This is a genomic window from Uliginosibacterium sp. sgz301328 (genome assembly GCF_041807905.1).
Classification (GTDB): domain Bacteria; phylum Pseudomonadota; class Gammaproteobacteria; order Burkholderiales; family Rhodocyclaceae; genus JBGVSA01.
On the sequence record NZ_JBGVSA010000016.1, the window covers coordinates 1 to 17,415 of the forward strand.

A 17,415-nucleotide genomic window follows, 5' to 3' on the forward strand; every position below is an offset into this window, starting at 1 on the left:
TCCCATTCCCCAATCGCCTTTCACGGCCAATAGGATACGGAATGTGCCAATTCAGCCCCGGAATTCTTCGAAGAACCTTTTTTTCGGTAACTGATTCCGTTGGCCGTGGGAGACGGGATCACTCCCACTCGATTGTCGCGGGCGGCTTGCCGGAGACGTCGTAGACGACGCGATTGATGCCGCGCACTTCGTTGATGATGCGGTTGGAGACGCGGCCCAGCAGCTCGTACGGCAGATGCGCCCAGTGGGCGGTCATGAAGTCCTGCGTCTGCACGGCGCGTAGTGCAACGACGTATTCGTAGGTACGGCCGTCGCCCATCACGCCAACGCTCTTGACCGGCAGGAACACGGCGAAGGCTTGGCTGGTGAGGTCGTACCAGGTCTTGCCGGAAATCTCATCAACCGTCTTGCGCAGCTCTTCGATGAAGATCGCATCGGCGCGGCGCAGCAGGTCGGCATAATCTTTCTTCACTTCGCCAAGGATACGCACGCCCAGGCCGGGGCCGGGGAACGGGTGGCGATAGACCATCTCGTGGGGCAGACCCAATGCCACGCCGAGTTCGCGGACTTCGTCCTTGAAGAGTTCGCGCAGCGGTTCGAGCAGCTTGAGGTGCAGCGTATCCGGCAGGCCACCGACGTTGTGGTGGCTCTTGATGGTGGTGGCCTTCTTGCTCTTGGCGCCGGCGGATTCGATGACGTCCGGATAGATGGTGCCTTGCGCAAGCCACTTGGCTCGTGAGAGCTTGCCCGATTCAGCCTGGAAGACTTCGACGAACTCACGGCCGATGATCTTGCGCTTGGCCTCGGGGTCGGTCACGCCTTCGAGCTTGCCCATGAACTGCGCGGTGGCGTCGACGTGGATGACCTTTACACCCATGTTACGGGCAAACATGTCCATGACGAGGTCGGCCTCGTTCAGGCGCAGCAAGCCGTGATCAACGAACACGCAGGTGAGTTGGTCGCCAATGGCGCGGTGAATCAGCGCGGCGGCCACGGATGAGTCGACACCGCCCGACAAACCGAGAATGACTTCTTCATCGCCCACTTGCTCGCGGATGTGCGCGACAGCTTCGGCGATGTAGTCGCCCATGACCCAGTCAGCGCCGCAGCCGCAGATGTCGCGCACGAAGCGCTGCAGGAGTTCTGCGCCGCGCAGCGTATGCGTGACTTCCGGATGGAATTGCACGCCATAGAAACGACGCGTCTCATCTGCCATGCCGGCGATCGGGCAGCTCGGCGTGGATGCCATCAACGAGAATCCCGGCGGCATTTCGGCGACCTTGTCGCCGTGGCTCATCCAGACCTTGAGCAGGCCATGACCTTCGGCGTTGCGGAAGTCTTCGATGCCATCGAGCAGCTTGGTGTGGCCGTGAGCACGCATTTCGGCGTAGCCGAATTCACGCACGGTACCGGCTTCGACCTTGCCGCCCAGTTGCTGCGCCATCGTCTGCATGCCGTAACAGATGCCCAGCACCGGCACCCCCAGTTCAAACACGGCCTGCGGTGCGCGATCGGTGGACTCCTCGTAAGCCGACATGTGGCTGCCGGAGAGAATCACGCCTTTGGCGCCGTAGTTGCGCACGAATTCGTCGCTGACGTCGGCCGGGTGGATTTCGCAGAAGACGTGAGCTTCACGCACACGGCGTGCGATCAGTTGGGTGACTTGTGAGCCGAAATCGAGGATGAGGATTTTGTCGTGCATTGTCGTGACTGGTAGTTGAGCGTAATGGCAAGCCCGGCACTGAAAAAACACAGCGGCCCTTGCCGGGCCGCTGCGGGAACTGCTTGTCCTACCGCATTACTCGACGCGGTAGTTCGGCGCTTCGCGCGTGATCTGCACGTCGTGGACGTGGGATTCGCGCATGCCCGCCGAAGTGATCTCGACGAATTGCGCCTTGGTGCGCATGTCGTCGATGGTATGGCAACCGACATAACCCATCGAAGCGCGAAGACCACCCATGAGCTGATGGATCACTGCGGCCACCACGCCCTTGTACGGCACGCGGCCTTCGATGCCTTCAGGCACGAGTTTGTCGACGTTGGCGTCGGTTTCCTGGAAGTAACGATCGGCCGAACCCTGCTGCATGGCGCCCAGCGAACCCATGCCACGGTAGGCCTTGTACGAACGGCCCTGGAACAGCACGGTTTCACCCGGGGACTCTTCCGTACCGGCGAACAGACCACCCAGCATCACGCTGTAGGCACCGGCCGCGATGGCCTTGGCAATGTCGCCGGAGTAACGGATGCCGCCGTCGGCGATGAGCGGTACACCGCCGGCCTTGGCCATGGCCTCGGCAACACCGTCGACCGCGGTGATCTGCGGCACGCCGACACCTGCCACGATGCGGGTCGTGCAGATCGAGCCTGGGCCGATACCGACCTTGACTGCGTCCGCACCCGCGTCGACCAGCGCCCGGGCAGCGTCGCCCGTCGCAATGTTGCCGCCGACGACGTCGATTTGCGGAAAATGCTTCTTGACCCAATTGACGCGATCAATCACGCCCTTGGAGTGACCATGCGCGGTATCCACGACGATCACATCGACGCCAGCATCGGCCAAGCGTTCGCAACGCTCTTCGGTGCCGGCGCCAACGCCGACTGCAGCGCCGACGCGCAGGCGGCCGTGGCCGTCCTTGCAGGCCAGCGGGTGTTCGGTGGACTTTTGGATGTCCTTGACGGTGATGAGGCCGTAGAGCTCGCCGGACTCCTTGAGCACCAGCACGCGCTCGAGGCGGTGGCGATGCATCAACGCCTTGGCGTCGTCGAGCGAGGTGCCTTCCTTGACGGTGACGAGGCGATCGCGCGGCGTCATCACGTTGGACACCGGCTGGTCGAGATTGCTTTCGAAACGCGTGTCGCGGTTGGTGATGATCCCCACTACGCGCTTGCCTTCGACGACTGGCACACCGGAAATCTTGTGGGAACGCGTCAGCGCCAGGAGTTCGCGCACCGTCATGGTGGGCGGAACGGTGATCGGGTCACGCAGCACGCCGGATTCGAAACGCTTGACCTTGGCAACTTCGAGCGCCTGTTCAGCGGGCGGGACGTTCTTGTGGATGATGCCGATGCCGCCTTCCTGAGCGAGGGCGATGGCGAGACGGGATTCGGTAACCGTGTCCATGGCGGAGGACACGAGGGGGATATTCAGCTGGATATTGCGCGTCAGTTGGGTGGCCAGACTGACATCGCGAGGGAGTACGTCGGAGTGGGCGGGAACGAGCAGGACGTCATCGAACGTCAGCGCCTTCTGGATCAACCGCATGTTTATAATCCTTGCCGGCAAATCAATATTATACGGACCTTGACTGGGGCACGCAAAATCCATTTGTTTCCAGTTACGGTTTGCCGGCAATAGCCATAAGGGGAATAAGGTCAATGTTCAGATTCGTGAAACCGGCCGCGACGATCGCGCTGCTGGCGTTCGCCATGTGCGCACAGGCGCAGATCTATACGTGGAAGGACGCCAACGGGCGCACCTACTACGGTGACCAGCCTCCTCCGGGGGTCGATGCCCGTCCGGCCGGCACTACCCGTGCGAATAGCGTTCCCGCACCCGCTGCCGCGAATGCCGCCGGCGCTTCTGCGCCGAAAGCCAATGGCCCGAAGACATGGCAGGAAAAAGATCAGGAATTCCGCCAGCGCCAGGCCGAATCGGCCGAGAAGGCCGCCAAACAGCAAGAGGCGAACGCCAAGCAGCAGGAGAAAACCGCGCAATGCAATGAGCTACGCCGACAGCTTACGGCGGTAGATTCCGGCGCCCGCATCGGACGCACCAATGCAAAGGGCGAGATGGAGGTTTTCGACGATGCCCAGCGCAAGACCGAAAGCCAACGCCTGCGTTCCCAGATCGATCACGATTGCGCAGGCTGATCGACCAGTCGGAGAGGCCGCCCCTACTCTTGCTCTGCCCTGGGCAGATCGGGCGCCCCTTTCTTGAGCGCTTTGCCTTCGGCGGCGCGCCGTCGGCGGACTTCTTTGGGATCGGCAACCAGCGGGCGATAGATCTCGACACGATCGCCCGCTCGTAGCGCGCTCCCCGGACTCACCAGCTTGCCGAACACGCCGACCTTGTTGGCGCCGTCCAGGTCGATGCCCGGGTACTTCTGCAACAGCCCCGAGGCATCAATGGCCTGCTGCACCGTGCAGTCCTGCGGCAGAGAAAGCGATACGAGCTCCTGTCGGTCGGGCAAGGCATAGCAGACCTGCACGTCGATGGACTCGGTCATTGCGCGGCTCCATAGACCTGCTCGGCACGTTTGACGAATGCGTCAACGAAGGTGTTGGCGATCATGTTGAAAACCGGTCCAACGACTTTTTCGAGCAGTTTGTTCGAGAATTCATACTGCAGGCTGAATTCGATCTTGCAGGCATGATCGCCCAGGGGAATGAAGCGCCACTCACCTTCGAGCTGCCGGAAAGGTCCTTCTTTCAGCCGAAGATGCATCAGCGAAGGAAATACCTTGGCATTCTCAGTCGTGAACTGCGATTTGATGCCGTGGTAATTGATGTGCAGCGTCGCAACGGTCTTGGTGTCGGTACGCTCGGAAACCTGGGTGCTGCTGCACCACGGGAGAAAGCGCGGGTAGTCCTCGCAATTGTCGACGAGTGCGAACATCTGCGCTGGCGTACGCTCTATCAACACGACCTTTTTGACTTCAGACATCCTGGCGGACAGCCGCACGAGGCGGCGCTGTTAAAATGGCGATTTTAGCCGATCGGCGGCCGCCATCCCGCCAACTGTGCCGCGGCGTGCGCATCGCCGGCTGGACGACCAAGCAACGGATACGACGACACACTCAATGAGCATCATCGACAATCGCAAGGCATTCCACGAGTACTTCATCGAAGAGCGCTTCGAGGCCGGACTCGTACTCGAAGGATGGGAGGTCAAGGCCATCCGCGCGGGCCGCGCCAACATCAAGGAAGCCTACGTGATGGTGCGCAACGGTGAGATATTCATCATCGGCATGCACATCAGCCCGCTGACCTCGGCTTCCACCCACGTGCATGCCGACCCCACCCGCACGCGCAAGCTGCTGTTGAATGAAGCGGAAATCAACACGCTGATCGGCAAGAGCGAACGCGCCGGCTTTACGCTGGTCCCGCTCGACCTGCACTACACGCGCGGCCGCATCAAGGCCGAAATCGGTCTTGCCAAGGGCAAGAAGCTCTATGACAAGCGCGACACCGAAAAGAAACGCGACTGGGAGCGTGAAAAGGGCCGTCTCATGCGCGACAAGGTCGGCAAATAATCAACGGCCAGCGCAAAAAAGCAAAAGGCGCCTTGCGGCGCCTTTTTGTTGGTGCGAGGACTAAAGCGCCTACCCGCGCATGCCGGTCACGCGCTTGATGGCTTCGGTGAGGTCGCCCGGCAGCAATACCAGCTTGCTGTTATCGGAAGTGCTCATCGTCTCGAGCGCCTGGATGTAGTGCTGACCAAGCAGGTACATGACCGGAGCCGTCGATTCGCCGATGGCATCCTTCACGCGCGAAATTGCTTCGGCCGATGCCGTCGCCATCATCACCTGTGCGTTGGCGTCGCGCTTGGCGGCTTCCAGACGGGCTTCCGCCTGCAGGATGGCCGACTGCTTGTCGCCTTCTGCACGCGTGACCAGTGCCTTGCGCTCGCGCTCGGCCGCGGCCTGCATTTCCATTGCGCGTTGCATCGATTCGGACGGCTTGATGTCCTGGATTTCGACCGTCTTGATGCTTATACCCCAGTCGAGCGCTTCGTCCGAAATGCTCTCGCGCAGGCGTGCCTTGATCTTGTCGCGCGAAGAAAGTGCCTCGTCCAGTTCCATCTCGCCCACGATCGAGCGCAGCGTCGTCATGACGAGATTGCGGATGGCTTCGGAAAAATTGGTCACGCCGTAGACCGCCTTGACGGGGTCGGTCACCTTGATGAAAGCGATGGCATTGGTGAGGATCACCGCATTGTCGCGCGTGATGACCTCTTGCTCCTGGACGTCAAGGATGATGTCCTTGGTGATCACCTTGTAGGTCACCGCATCCAGGTAGGGAATCAGGACCGACAGGCCCGGATTGAGAGTCCGCAGGTAGCGCCCGAGGCGTTCGACGATCCACTCCTCGCCCTGCGGGACGATGCGGATGCCCTTGGCAATCGTGACGACCACGAAAACCAGGAACGCAATGGCGACGATCAAACCTTCCATGTCTGTCTCCAGCGAAGCGGCAGCCCTGAAGGTGCCGAGATTGTGATGACGGCTCGCACCGCGTGTCGCGGTGCGAGCGCGCTATCGTCTCACATTGCATGGAGCGCCGCCTTGCGCCCACACGGATTGATCAGGCGCTGGAAGACGCCTTTTTCTGCTCGGTCGCGGCTCCGATCTGCTCGGCCACCGCAGACTCGGCAGCCATTGGACTCAGGTAGCGATAGACCAGTCCGACGAATGCGCCGCCGACGATGTTGCCCGTCGTCGAGAAGATCAGATTGTGCAGCGCGTCGCCGATGGCCAACGGCCCGTTTGCCAGCAGCACCATCGTAAAGGTGCCCATGTTGGCGATCGAGTGCTCAAAGCCGAGGTAGAGGAAGATGAACACGATCAGCAGGATCGAGAGAATCTTGGCGATCTCTTCCTTGACGCGCAGCGACACCCAGATAGCCAGGCACACAACCCAATTGGCGAGAATCCCCTTGAAGAATATGGCGGTGGCCGTCTGGTGCACCTTGTGCTCGGCGCCCGCGAAGATGGCATGATCGGCGGGCAACTCCTGCAGGATGTGTGCGCCGAAGAGCAGCAGGCCAAAGATGATGGCGCCAACCAGATTGCCGAGATAGCAGACCACCCACACCTGGACGGTCTGCGTCCAACTGGTGCGCTGCTCGGCGGACGACAGCGCCATGTACATGTTATTGCTGGTGAAGAGTTCGGAATTGGTCAGCACAATGACTGTCAGGCCAACGCCAAAGAAACCCGAGGCGATGACCTTGCCGAAGGACACATCGCGCATGCCGTAGCTGATCGCCCAGAACAACAGGCAAATGAGGCTAAGGTACATCCCCGCCAGTACGGCGCGCAGACAGTAGCGGGCGGGGTCGGTTTCAAGCAGACTGATCTTATAGGCGCCGCTTTGAGCGGCTTTTTCGACTGTAGGTCTTTCCATGGCAGGGGGCCTCCGGGTTAACCGCAGGAGTGTAGGATAGTGCCTCACTCGCCCGGCTGCGCCATGTCAATGCAAATTAGCTGCAGCTATGCAGTCCGCGTTGTCGAACCTGCTCGAAAAGACAGACCGCGGCGGCCGCGGCAACATTGAGCGACTCCATGCCTCCTGGCATCGGAATGAGTGCCAGCGCGTCAGCCCGCTCCAGCAGGGGTTTTGGCACACCCTGCCCTTCGGAGCCGAAGATCCACGCCGTTGGTTTTGACAGATCGAGCGCATAGATCGACTGCGCTCGATCGGCCAACGCCGTGGCAACTATCTGACCCGAAAATTCACAAAGCCGATCAGAAATTTCCACTCGATCTGCGATGTCGAGATAAAAATGCGCGCCCATTCCGGCGCGCAACACTTTGGGCGACCAGACCTGAGCACAATCGGGCGACAGCCACGCACGCACAATGCCGGCGGCAGCGGCGGTGCGCAACAGGGTGCCCAGATTGCCGGCGTCCTGCACACCGGCCAGGACCAGGATGTCTCCCTCTTCGGCGTCTCCGCGCGGAGGCGGGATCTCGACCTCTGCAACGATGCCATTGGCAGCATCGACCGGGCTGAGGATGTGAAGCAGACTGTCGCTCAGCTCCAGCCGCTCGCATGTTGGATCGGCCAAGGACAGCAGATTGAAGACCTCCGGATTGTCGAGACTCCTGGCCGTGACCGCGATACGCCTCAAATGCGCGCCCCGCTCTATCGCAACGCCAACGAGATGTGCGCCGTCCAACAGCGTGGTACCGGATTCGCGGCGCGCGCGTGCGTCTTCCGATAGTGCCCGAAGGTGTTTGAATGTGGCGTTGTCTCGCGAAGCGATCTGCTTCATGGCGCTACCCGAACAGGCGGCCTTGCGCCACGGCTTCACGCACCGGACCAAAGCTGGTGCGATGGGCGGGCGTCGGTCCGAGTTCGATCAGGGCCCGCAGGTGTTCTGGCGTCGGATAACCCTTGTGCTGGCGGAAACCATAGCCCGGGTATTGGTCGTCGAGCCGGTGCAGGAGCGCGTCTCGATGCGTCTTGGCAAGGATCGACGCTGCCGAAATCGAGGCTTCGGTTGCGTCACCCTGCACGATCGCGCGGGCAGGCACCGTCAGGCCGCCCGGCACGCGATTGCCATCGATGAGGACTTCATGCGGCGCGGTCGCCAGGCCGGCCACCGCACGCGTCATGGCCAACATCGTCGCGTGCAGGATGTTGAGCGTATCGATTTCTTCCACGCTCGCCTCGGCAATGGCCCAGGCAACCGCATGCTGCCGGATGAGCGCGGCCAGCGTATCGCGCTTTTTTTCGGTAAGCGTCTTGGAGTCAGCCAGCCCCGCAATCGGCCGGCCCGGATGGAGGATGACCGCGGCAGCCACGACCGGGCCGCACAGCGGCCCGCGCCCGGCTTCATCGACGCCACAGATCAACCGAATATCCATGTCAGGCACGTCCCAAGAGTTGCAGCACCGCCTGCGCTGCCTTATCGGCGTGATTCTGGCGCAGCGTCAGGTGAATGTCAGTGAAGCGCTCGACAAGCGTGTCGCACGCTTGCGCGTCGTCCAGCCAATGCTCGACCGCCGATGCCAGCGCTTCGGGCGTCGCTGCGTTCTGTATGAACTCAGGCACGAGCGCCGCGCCGCCCAGCACGTTGGGCAAGCCGATATATGGTGCGCGCACCAGCCGCTTCGCAATCCAGTAAGTCAGCCGCGCCATCTTGTAGGCGATGACCATGGGGCGCTTGAGCAGCGCCGTTTCGAGCGTAGCAGTACCGCTGGCGACGAGTACCACGTCGGCAGCCACCATGGCCTGTTCGGCATGGCCGAACATCAGTGTCACCGGCAGATCGCGCGCTTCGTTGCGAAAGATAGCCTCTTCGAACAAGGTGCGCGTGGAACGCGTCACCAACGGCACGAGAAAACGCACACCGGGCCGATGTTCTGCAATGATGCGAGCCGTCTGCACGAATGTGTCGGCAAGTTTGCTCACTTCGCCATTCCGGCTACCCGGCAGAAGCGCCACGACCGGCACGTCGACGGGCAATTGCAGATGTTCGCGCATGGCAGCGCGGTCCGGCACCAGTGGGAAGACATCCGCCAGCGGGTGTCCGACGTAGGCAGCGGGCACACCGTTGCGCGCGTAGATTTCTGGTTCGAACGGAAAGAGGCAAAGCACCAGATCGGCCGAGCGCTTGATGCGCTTGACCCGCCCCGCCCGCCAGGCCCAGATCGAAGGACTGACGTAATGGATCGTCTTGATGCCCGAGTCGCGCAGCTTCTCTTCGAGCCACAAATTGAAATCGGGCGCATCGACGCCGATGAACAAATCCGGCGGATCGTCCTTGAGCCTGCGAAGCAGCCCGTTACGGATACCGGAGAGTTCCCGAAAACGCCGCAGCACGTCCACGTAGCCATTGACGGCCAAGGCTTCGGACGGCCACCACGAAGAAAAACCCTGCGACTCCATCTTGGGCCCGCCGATACCGAAGAACTCAGCATCCGGAAGATGGGTACGCAGGGCATGAATGAGGTGGGACGCCAGCAAATCGCCAGACGCTTCTCCCGCCACCATTGCAATACGCATGGCTTGCCTGCCCCGTTTGGCGCGCAGACGCGCGATCAGCGTACGATGCCGCGGCCGCTGTCGGCGATGAAGTCCGCCAGCGGAGCAATTTCGGGCGTATCGATCGCCATGGCGGCGATCTGCTCACGTGCCTCTGCCAGCGACAGGCCACTGCGGTACAGCGCGCGGTAGGCACGCTTGATCTGGGCAATGCTCTCCGGCGAGAAGCCGCGGCGCTTGAGGCCTTCGCTATTGATGCCGTGAGGGACCGGCGGCGTGCCAGACACCGTGATATACGGCGGCACGTCCTGCGTCATGATCGAACCGGTGCCACAAAACGCGTGCGCACCAATGCGGCCGAACTGGTGCATGCCCGCGAAACCGCCCAGGATCGCCCAGTCGCCCACGCTGGCGTGCCCCGCCAGCGAAGCGTTGTTGGCAAAAATGGTGTTGTTGCCGACGATGCAGTCGTGCGCAATGTGCACGTAGGCCATGAACCAATTGTCGTCGCCGATGATGGTCACGCCCTTGTCCTGCACGGTGCCGATGTGGACCGTGCAGCACTCATGAAAGGTATTGCGGTCGCCGATTTCCAGGCGCGTCGGCTCTCCGGCGTATTTCTTGTCCTGAGGGACCTCGCCGATCGAGCTGAACTGGAAGAAGCGGTTGTCGCGCCCGATGCGCGTGTGCCCCTTGATCACCACGTGCGGACCGACAACGGTACCGTCGCCGATCTCGACGTGTTCTTCGATGATGCTGTACGGCCCGATCTGCACACCCGCGCCAATGCGCGCCTTGGGGCTAACGATGGCAGTCTCGTGAATCATTCATCGTTTCTCTTGATTGCGCACATCATTTCGGCTTCGACCGCGAGTTCGTCACCCACGCGAGCCACGCCTTCGTACTTCCAGATGCTGCGGATCTGGCGCACAAGCTTCATGTCGAAGGTGAGCGTGTCGCCCGGCAGCACGGGGCGCTTGAAACGCACCTTGTCGATGCCGGCAAAGTACAGCACGGAGTTTTCGTCAGGAATCTGGCCGGCCGTCTTGAACGACAGGATCGCGGCAGCCTGCGCCATGGCTTCGATGATCAGCACGCCGGGCATGACCGGCGCGTGCGGGAAGTGACCGACGAAGAACGGCTCGTTGATGGTGACATTCTTGATGGCAACGATGCGCTCACCGACCGTCATTTCAAGCACGCGATCAACCAGCAGGAACGGGTAGCGGTGCGGCAGATATTGCATCACCTGCTGGATATCCATGGAACTCACTCTTTACTCTCCAATTCAGAATTCAATTCGTTGATTTTCTTTTCGAGCGTACGCACGCGTTCGGCAAGCGCATCAAGATTCTTGAGGTGGACGGCATTGCGCATCCAGTCATGGTGACTCTGTGCCGGGATCGCCGACGTATACACACCACGCTCGCTCACGGACTTGCTGATGAACGAGCGCGCGGACACTACCACGTCGTCGGCGACGCTGACGTGCCCCATGATCCCCGCCTGCCCACCGACCATCACCCGGCGACCAACGGACGAACTGCCCGCCATGCCGGCAAAGGCAGCCATGGCAGAGTTCTCACCTACGCGACAGTTGTGGGCGATCTGGATGAGATTGTCCAGCTTCACACCCCGTTCAATGACTGTATCGTCCAGCGCACCGCGATCGATGGTGGTATTCGCTCCGACTTCGACGTCGTCGCCCAGGATGGCCCGACCGATCTGGGGAATCTTCTCCCAACTGCCGTCCTTGCGGCGCGCGAAGCCAAAACCATCGCTACCGATCACCGCACCGGCATGCAGGACGCAATTGCGGCCGACGATGCTGTCGCGATAGATCGTCACGCGTGGATGAAGATGCGTGCCGGCACCGATGGTGACATCGCCCTCGATGACACAACCGGCTTCGATGATGACGTCATCGCCAATCACGCAACCATCGCCGAGGAATACCAGCGGGCCGATACTTGCAGAAGGCGGCACTTCGCACAGCACCACCGCTGTCGGGTGAATACCCACCGCAGGACGCTCGACAGGGTTCAGAAACTGCACCAGGCGCGCGAAATACAGGTATGGATCGGCGGCGACGATACGCGCGCCATCGAATGCATCGGCCAGGGCCGGAGGAACGATGACGGCCGCCGCCTTGGTCGTCTCGAGAGACTTGCGATACTTGGCGTGCGCGACAAAACCGATCTCGCCTTCGCCCGCGCGATCCAGTGGCGCAACCTGGCGGATCTGTGTCGCGCCATCACCGCGGCATTCGCCGCCGAGCGCTTCAACGATGTCGTAGAGGGAATGCGAGCCAGCCATGGATGTCACTTGCCGCTAGTTGGCGTGTCGGCCAGCGCGCGGATCACTTTGTCGGTGATATCGATACGCGGGCTGAAATACACCGCTTCCTGCACGATCAGGTCGAATTTCTCGGCCTCGGCCACTTGGCGAATCGTCTTGTTGGCACGATCCAGCACGCCTGCGAGTTCTTCATTCTGGCGCTGGTTGCGGTCCTCGCGGTACTCGCGCTGGCGGCGCTGGAATTCGCGATTCAGATCGTTGAATTCACGCTCTCGGTTGCGACGGTCCGCATCGGGCATCGAGACCGAATTCTTGTCGAGATTGTCTTGCATGGCCTGCAGTTGCTTGGCCACGCGGTTGAGGTCCTGTTCGCGGCGCTCGAATTCTTTCTCGAGCTTTTTCTGCGCCCGCAATGCGGGGGCCGACTCGCGCATGATGCGATCGGCATTGACGAAACCGATACGTATCTCTTGCGCCAAGGCCGGAGCAGCCACGCACAACGACAGGACTACGCAGAGAATGCCTTTACGCACTGCGTGTCTCCTAGAAAATCTGGCCCAACTGGAACTGGAAGCGCTGCGACTTGTCGCCTTCTTCCTTCTTGATCGGATAGCCGATACTGAATTTCAGCGGACCGATCGGCGATGCCCACGACAGGGCGACACCCGTACTCCAGCGCATGTCCGACAGTTTGACCTTCTGATCCTCGCCCCATACCTGGCCGCCGTCGATGAATACCGACAAGCGCACGGAGCGATCCTGTTCCTTCATGCCGGGGAACGGGAACAGCAGTTCCGCGTTCGTCACGATCCGACGATTACCACCCAGCGCCTCATCACTATCGCTACCGTCCGGGTTCTTGACCTTGGGGCCGAGTGAGCTGTCGTCAAAACCACGCACCGAACCGATACCGCCCGCGTAGTAGTTCTTGTAGAACGGCAGGGGCTTGCCGCCGTAGCCCTTGGCATAGCCGAAGTCGGCATTGAGCATCAGGGTGAAGGTGCGGTTCAGCGGTGTGAAGTTCTGGATCTGGTACGACGCCTTGTAGTAACGCTGTTCCAGCGGCGGGGTCGCAAGTTCCAGGCCGACGCGCTGGTACAGGCCGGTCGTCGGGTAGACAAGACTGTCGCGCTTGTCGCGGGACCATGCAGCGGTCAGCGCCAGCGTCGTCGTGTCATTGCCGAACTGATTCACGAAGTCGACGTATTGCTGCGGCGAATCATCGAAGGTTTCGATATTCGTGCGATCGAGCGTGGCACCGAAGTTGATGGTGTCGTCTTCGGTCACCGGCACGCCAAAGCGCACGCCAACACCGTCGGACTTCGATTTGTAGCGCGCCACCGAAATCGTGTCGCTATCGGTGTTCACTTCGCGGTGGTAGGCATCGAAGCCGCGGCTGATGCCATCTGGCGTCCAGTACGGATTCGTGTAGGACAGCGCCAGCGTCTTGTTCGTCTTGCCGGTGTTCAGGTTCAACGAAAGCGAGTTGCCCGTACCGAACAGATTGTTCTGTGCAATGCCCGCGCTCAGCACGACCTTGTCGACCTGCGAATAGCCGACGCCAAGCGTGACGTTGCCGGTCGGACGTTCCTTGACGTTCACATTGAGGTCGACCTGGTCGGTCGTACCTTCGACCGCCTTGGTCTGCAGATTCACTTCATCGAAGAAGCCGGTGCGGTCCAGGCGCGTCTTGGAACGCTCCACGCTTTCCCGATCGAACCAAGCCCCTTCAGGCTGGCGCAGTTCGCGGCGGATGACTTCGTCGCGCGTCTTGTTGTTGCCTGCGATATTGATGCGGTTGACGTAGGCGCGACGACCCGGATCGACGAAGAAGGTCAGCGCGACTTCGCGATTTTCCTTGTCGATGTCCGGCGACGCGTTGACGTTGGCAAACGCATAGCCATCGTTGCCGAAGCGGTCGGTCAGCGCTTTACTGGTGTCGTTGATCTGCGCGCGCGAGAAGATGTCGCCCGGCTTGACCTTGACCAGCGGCTTGAGCTCGTCGTCCGGAACGATCAGGTCGCCGGCCAGCTTGACTGTCGAAATTTTGTATTGCTCACCTTCGTGGATGGCGATGGTGATGTACACGTTCTTGCGATCGGGCGTGATCGAAACCTGTGTCGACTCAACGTTGAAGTCGACGTAGCCGCGGTCCATGTAGTAGGACTTGATCGCCTCCAGGTCACCGAGGAGCTTGGGCTTGGAGTAGCGATCGTTCTTGTTCCACCACGACCACATCCCGGTGGTCTCCTGCGTCATCAGATCGAGGAGCGTGCTCTCCTTGAACTTGGTGGCGCCGATGATCTTCACGTCCTTGATCTTGGCGACTTCACCTTCGTCGATCTCGAAGTTGATCGCAACCCGGTTGCGTTCGAGCGGCGACACGGTGGTCTTGATCCGGACACCGTAGTAGCTCTTGGTGAGATACAGGCGCTTGATTTCCTGCTCGGCCTTGTCGAGCAGCGAACGGTCGAAGGTGCGCGATTCGGAGATACCCGCTTCCTTCAGGCCCTTGAGCAGGTCGTCGGTCTTGAATTCGTCGTTGCCCGAAAAGCTGATCTGCGCGATGGCCGGTCGCTCTTCCACGATGACGACCAGCACGTCCTTGTCGGACTCGATGCGGACGTCGCGGAAGAAGCCCGTACCGTAGAGCGACTTGATCGCTTGCGACACCTTGTCGTCATTGACGGTGTCGCCGATGCGGATGGGCAGATAGTTGAATACGGTCCCGGCCTCGGTACGCTGGATGCCTTCGACACGGATATCCTTGACGACGAAGGGAGTCAATGCGAACGCGATGGGAGAAAACAGCGATACGATGGCTGCGGAGAGATATCTAATTTTCATTCAGGTCAGCCGAACAGCAGGCGGTTCAGATCGTTGAAAAACGCAAGCGCCATGAGCGAAGCGAGAATGGCAAAACCAGCCTTCTGCCCAAGCACCATCACCCGCTCGGACAAAGGCTTCCCCCGGATTGCTTCGGCGACATAATACAGTAAGTGCCCGCCATCAAGGATCGGCACAGGCAAGAGGTTGAGCACGCCCAGACTGATGCTTACGAGCGCAAGGAAGCGTACGTATGCATCGAACCCGGCGCGCGCGGTCTGCCCCGCGTAGTCGGCAATCGTCACCGGACCGCTGACATTGCGGATGGACACCTCTCCGGTGAGCATCTTCCACATCACCTTGAGGCTGAACGTGGTGGTGTGCCAGGTCTGACCGACCGCGCGCGAGAACGCCTCGATCGGTGGATAGCTCACCGTGACGAAGCTCTTGGCGAGCGCTTCGCGGTCTTCGCGCACGCCCACGCCCAGACGCCCTTTCGGCGCACCACCATCGCCCACGGCTTCGGGCGTGGCTTGCAGATCGAGGGTCTGAGCGCCACGCTGGATGCGCAAAGACAGAACCTGGCCGGGATGCGCAGCGACGATCTGCGCGAACTGACGGAATTCGTCCACCGACTGCCCATCTACCGCAAGAATGCGGTCGCCGACGCGCAAGCCGGCTTTCTCGCCCGCGCCACCCGCAACGACGGTTCCCACCACGGGGGCGATAGGAGGAATGGCCGGACTCAGACCGATCTGAGTCATGGCATCGCTGGCACGGTCATCGATCACGATGCCGGAAAGATCGAGCTGCCCGATCTGCGTCGAGCCATTGGGCGACACGGATTCGATGTCGACTCGCTCCCGATCGATGCCACGATCAACCACCAACCAACGCACATCGGCCCATGACGACACAGGCTCACCGTCGATACGCGTGATGCGCCCGCCTTCGATCAATCCGGCCCGCTCGGCTGGCGAAGCGACCGTCACAGGCCCCAGCACCGGCGCCAGTTCCTGCGAGCCGGTCATGTAGATGCCCCAATACACAGCAATGGCGAGAATGAAGTTCGCCAGGGGCCCGGCGACCACGATGATGCAGCGTTTCCAGACAGGCTGACGATTGAAGGCACGATGACGATCTTCGAAGGGCACGTCTCCTTCCGACTCGTCGAGCATGCGTACGTAGCCTCCCAAGGGGATGAGACTGACGGCCCATTCGGTCTGGTCCGGCCCGACGCGTCGCGAAAATACGGTGCGGCCAAAGCCGAGCGAAAAGCGCAGCACCTTCACGCCACACAGCCGCGCCGCAAGGTAATGGCCGTACTCGTGCACGGCGATGAGAATCGCCAGCGCCAGGAGGAAGTACCAGATGTAGTGCAAGAGACCCATGGTGTCAGGCGTACGCTCGGATCAATTCCCGTGCAGCATGACGCGCCCTCGCGTCCGCGTCCAGCACATCCCCGAGCGACGAAGCCGAGGCATGCGAGGCCTGTTCGAGCACTTCGCCAACCGTGCCGGCGATGCGATCAAAACGGAGCTTTCCACCGAGAAACGCCGCGACCGCCTCTTCATTGGCGGCGTTGAGCGACGCCGCCGCAGTGCCGCCAGCCTGCAGAGCCTGATAGGCCAATTGCAGGCACGGAAAACGTCGGAAGTCTGGATCTTCGAAAGTCAATCGCCCCACCTTGGCAAGATTGAGCGGGCTGACACCCGCCGAAATGCGCTGCGGATAGGACAAGGCATGGGCAATGGGAGTTCGCATGTCGGGATTGCCCAATTGCGCCAGCACCGAGCCGTCGTCGTACTCGACCATCGAATGGATGACGCTTTCCGGATGAATGAGCACGCCGATGCGCTCGCCCGGCACGCCGAACAGCCAGCGCGCTTCGATGACCTCGAGCCCCTTGTTCATCATCGTGGCCGAATCGACCGAGATCTTGCGGCCCATCACCCAGTTGGGGTGCGCGCAAGCCTGATCCGGCGTGACGGTGTGCAAGGAGTCAACCGCTGCAGTACGAAACGGCCCCCCCGAAGCGGTCAGCACAATGCGTCGCACGCCGCACTGGTTGAGCCCGTAATCAAAGCCAGCCGGCAACGACTGGAAGATCGCATTGTGCTCGCTATCGATCGGCAACAGGGTCGCACCGGCGGCGCGCACGGCATCGATGAAGAGCTCGCCCGCCATCACCAGTGCTTCCTTGTTTGCCAGCAGCAGGCGTTTGCCGGCACGCGCGGCCGCGAGCGAAGACGACAGGCCCGCCGCCCCCACAATCGCCGCCATCACTGTCGTCACCTCCGGTGCGCTGGCAACCATATCGAGCGCAGATGCACCATGCAGAACCTCCGTGCGCGCGCCTGCACCAAGCAGCTCGCGCAAGGTCTGTGCTTCCGACGCACCGGCCACCACGGCAATCCTGGGGGCATGCTGGCGGCACAGTTCGGCCAGTTTTTCGACCTGGCGATGCCCGGTCAGCGCGAAGACCTCGAATCGCTCGGGGTGACGCGCCACGACATCCAGTGTGCTCAGCCCGATCGATCCGGTCGCGCCAAGGATGCTGAGGACTTGCTTGTTCATTGA

General features: G+C 61.3%; 18 protein-coding genes. 2 read left to right on the forward strand and 16 right to left on the reverse strand.

All coding sequences use genetic code 11. The features are described from left to right. Positions 1-118: 118 nt before the first annotated feature. On the reverse strand, positions 119-1,702 hold the full coding sequence (gene guaA, locus ACDA63_RS13000; protein WP_373663685.1) for a glutamine-hydrolyzing GMP synthase: 1,584 nt from the start codon (positions 1,700-1,702) through the stop codon (positions 119-121). A gap of 96 nt (positions 1,703-1,798) precedes the next feature. Beyond that, positions 1,799-3,262, reverse strand: coding sequence for an IMP dehydrogenase (gene guaB, locus ACDA63_RS13005; RefSeq protein WP_373663686.1), 1,464 nt, complete (start codon positions 3,260-3,262; stop codon positions 1,799-1,801). Between the two features lie 11 nt (positions 3,263-3,273). Here guaB and ACDA63_RS13010 point away from each other — a divergent pair, with 11 nt between their 5' ends. Beyond that, entirely contained in the window at positions 3,274-3,870 is a 597-nt protein-coding gene (locus ACDA63_RS13010) for a DUF4124 domain-containing protein (protein WP_373663687.1), read from the forward strand. Positions 3,871-3,893: 23 nt separating this feature from the next. Here the strand turns inward: ACDA63_RS13010 and ACDA63_RS13015 are convergent, their stop codons facing one another. Together ACDA63_RS13015 and ACDA63_RS13020 are read right to left on the reverse strand one after the other, a co-directional pair. After that, positions 3,894-4,226: an RnfH family protein gene (locus ACDA63_RS13015; RefSeq protein ID WP_373663688.1), complete on the reverse strand. Its 333-nt coding sequence runs from the start codon at positions 4,224-4,226 to the stop codon at positions 3,894-3,896. Next, positions 4,223-4,663 carry a type II toxin-antitoxin system RatA family toxin gene (locus ACDA63_RS13020; protein ID WP_373663689.1) on the reverse strand — a complete coding sequence of 147 codons (441 nt, stop codon included), beginning with the start codon at positions 4,661-4,663 and terminating at the stop codon, positions 4,223-4,225. The genes ACDA63_RS13015 and ACDA63_RS13020 overlap by 4 nt, the downstream gene beginning before the upstream one ends. Positions 4,664-4,763: 100 nt before the next feature. Between ACDA63_RS13020 and smpB the strand changes: the two genes are divergently transcribed. Next, complete coding sequence (gene smpB, locus ACDA63_RS13025) at positions 4,764-5,252, forward strand: SsrA-binding protein SmpB (RefSeq protein WP_373663783.1); 489 nt, start codon at positions 4,764-4,766, stop codon at positions 5,250-5,252. Between the two features lie 69 nt (positions 5,253-5,321). Here the strand turns inward: smpB and ACDA63_RS13030 are convergent, their stop codons facing one another. The 12 genes from ACDA63_RS13030 to ispC form a co-directional block, all read right to left on the reverse strand. After that, positions 5,322-6,173 carry an SPFH domain-containing protein gene (locus ACDA63_RS13030; protein ID WP_373663690.1) on the reverse strand — a complete coding sequence of 284 codons (852 nt, stop codon included), beginning with the start codon at positions 6,171-6,173 and terminating at the stop codon, positions 5,322-5,324. Between the two features lie 130 nt (positions 6,174-6,303). Beyond that, positions 6,304-7,125, reverse strand: a complete 822-nt coding sequence (locus ACDA63_RS13035) for a formate/nitrite transporter family protein (protein ID WP_373663691.1) — start codon at positions 7,123-7,125, stop codon at positions 6,304-6,306. A 76-nt stretch (positions 7,126-7,201) separates the two neighbouring features. Continuing rightward, a complete protein-coding gene (locus ACDA63_RS13040; RefSeq protein WP_373663692.1) occupies positions 7,202-7,996 on the reverse strand; it encodes a TrmH family RNA methyltransferase in 795 nt (264 codons plus the stop codon). Between the two features lie 4 nt (positions 7,997-8,000). After that, on the reverse strand, positions 8,001-8,591 hold the full coding sequence (gene rnhB / locus ACDA63_RS13045) for a ribonuclease HII (protein WP_373663693.1): 591 nt from the start codon (positions 8,589-8,591) through the stop codon (positions 8,001-8,003). Position 8,592: 1 nt separating this feature from the next. Next, the gene (gene lpxB, locus ACDA63_RS13050; protein WP_373663694.1) at positions 8,593-9,732 is read right to left on the reverse strand and encodes a lipid-A-disaccharide synthase; all 1,140 of its coding nucleotides are present in this window, start codon (positions 9,730-9,732) and stop codon (positions 8,593-8,595) included. Positions 9,733-9,767: 35 nt separating this feature from the next. Next, complete coding sequence (gene lpxA / locus ACDA63_RS13055; RefSeq protein ID WP_373663695.1) at positions 9,768-10,538, reverse strand: acyl-ACP--UDP-N-acetylglucosamine O-acyltransferase; 771 nt, start codon at positions 10,536-10,538, stop codon at positions 9,768-9,770. Then, positions 10,535-10,975, reverse strand: a complete 441-nt coding sequence (fabZ, locus tag ACDA63_RS13060; protein ID WP_373663696.1) for a 3-hydroxyacyl-ACP dehydratase FabZ — start codon at positions 10,973-10,975, stop codon at positions 10,535-10,537. Before fabZ ends, lpxA begins: the two co-directional genes overlap by 4 nt. Before the next feature lie 5 nt (positions 10,976-10,980). Beyond that, a complete protein-coding gene (gene lpxD / locus ACDA63_RS13065) occupies positions 10,981-12,027 on the reverse strand; it encodes a UDP-3-O-(3-hydroxymyristoyl)glucosamine N-acyltransferase (protein WP_373663697.1) in 1,047 nt (348 codons plus the stop codon). Positions 12,028-12,032: 5 nt separating this feature from the next. After that, entirely contained in the window at positions 12,033-12,515 is a 483-nt protein-coding gene (locus ACDA63_RS13070) for an OmpH family outer membrane protein (protein WP_373663784.1), read from the reverse strand. Positions 12,516-12,552: 37 nt separating this feature from the next. Next, positions 12,553-14,856, reverse strand: coding sequence for an outer membrane protein assembly factor BamA (bamA, locus tag ACDA63_RS13075; protein ID WP_373663698.1), 2,304 nt, complete (start codon positions 14,854-14,856; stop codon positions 12,553-12,555). A 5-nt stretch (positions 14,857-14,861) separates the two neighbouring features. Then, on the reverse strand, positions 14,862-16,226 hold the full coding sequence (gene rseP, locus ACDA63_RS13080) for an RIP metalloprotease RseP (RefSeq protein WP_373663699.1): 1,365 nt from the start codon (positions 16,224-16,226) through the stop codon (positions 14,862-14,864). Positions 16,227-16,230: 4 nt separating this feature from the next. Next, a complete protein-coding gene (gene ispC, locus ACDA63_RS13085; protein WP_373663700.1) occupies positions 16,231-17,412 on the reverse strand; it encodes a 1-deoxy-D-xylulose-5-phosphate reductoisomerase in 1,182 nt (393 codons plus the stop codon). Positions 17,413-17,415 lie beyond the last annotated feature (3 nt).

Coding starts and splice junctions, on each gene's coding strand:
- lpxA (WP_373663695.1), bottom strand. CDS start 10,538: ATGATTCACGAGACTGCCATCGTTAGCCCCAAGGCGCGCATTGGCGCG.
- ACDA63_RS13015 (WP_373663688.1), bottom strand. CDS start 4,226: ATGACCGAGTCCATCGACGTGCAGGTCTGCTATGCCTTGCCCGACCGA.
- lpxD (WP_373663697.1), bottom strand. CDS start 12,027: ATGGCTGGCTCGCATTCCCTCTACGACATCGTTGAAGCGCTCGGCGGC.
- ispC (WP_373663700.1), bottom strand. CDS start 17,412: ATGAACAAGCAAGTCCTCAGCATCCTTGGCGCGACCGGATCGATCGGG.
- lpxB (WP_373663694.1), bottom strand. CDS start 9,732: ATGCGTATTGCAATGGTGGCGGGAGAAGCGTCTGGCGATTTGCTGGCG.
- ACDA63_RS13040 (WP_373663692.1), bottom strand. CDS start 7,996: ATGAAGCAGATCGCTTCGCGAGACAACGCCACATTCAAACACCTTCGG.
- ACDA63_RS13035 (WP_373663691.1), bottom strand. CDS start 7,125: ATGGAAAGACCTACAGTCGAAAAAGCCGCTCAAAGCGGCGCCTATAAG.
- ACDA63_RS13030 (WP_373663690.1), bottom strand. CDS start 6,173: ATGGAAGGTTTGATCGTCGCCATTGCGTTCCTGGTTTTCGTGGTCGTC.
- rseP (WP_373663699.1), bottom strand. CDS start 16,226: ATGGGTCTCTTGCACTACATCTGGTACTTCCTCCTGGCGCTGGCGATT.
- guaB (WP_373663686.1), bottom strand. CDS start 3,262: ATGCGGTTGATCCAGAAGGCGCTGACGTTCGATGACGTCCTGCTCGTT.
- rnhB (WP_373663693.1), bottom strand. CDS start 8,591: ATGGATATTCGGTTGATCTGTGGCGTCGATGAAGCCGGGCGCGGGCCG.
- fabZ (WP_373663696.1), bottom strand. CDS start 10,975: ATGGATATCCAGCAGGTGATGCAATATCTGCCGCACCGCTACCCGTTC.
- bamA (WP_373663698.1), bottom strand. CDS start 14,856: ATGAAAATTAGATATCTCTCCGCAGCCATCGTATCGCTGTTTTCTCCC.
- guaA (WP_373663685.1), bottom strand. CDS start 1,702: ATGCACGACAAAATCCTCATCCTCGATTTCGGCTCACAAGTCACCCAA.
- ACDA63_RS13020 (WP_373663689.1), bottom strand. CDS start 4,663: ATGTCTGAAGTCAAAAAGGTCGTGTTGATAGAGCGTACGCCAGCGCAG.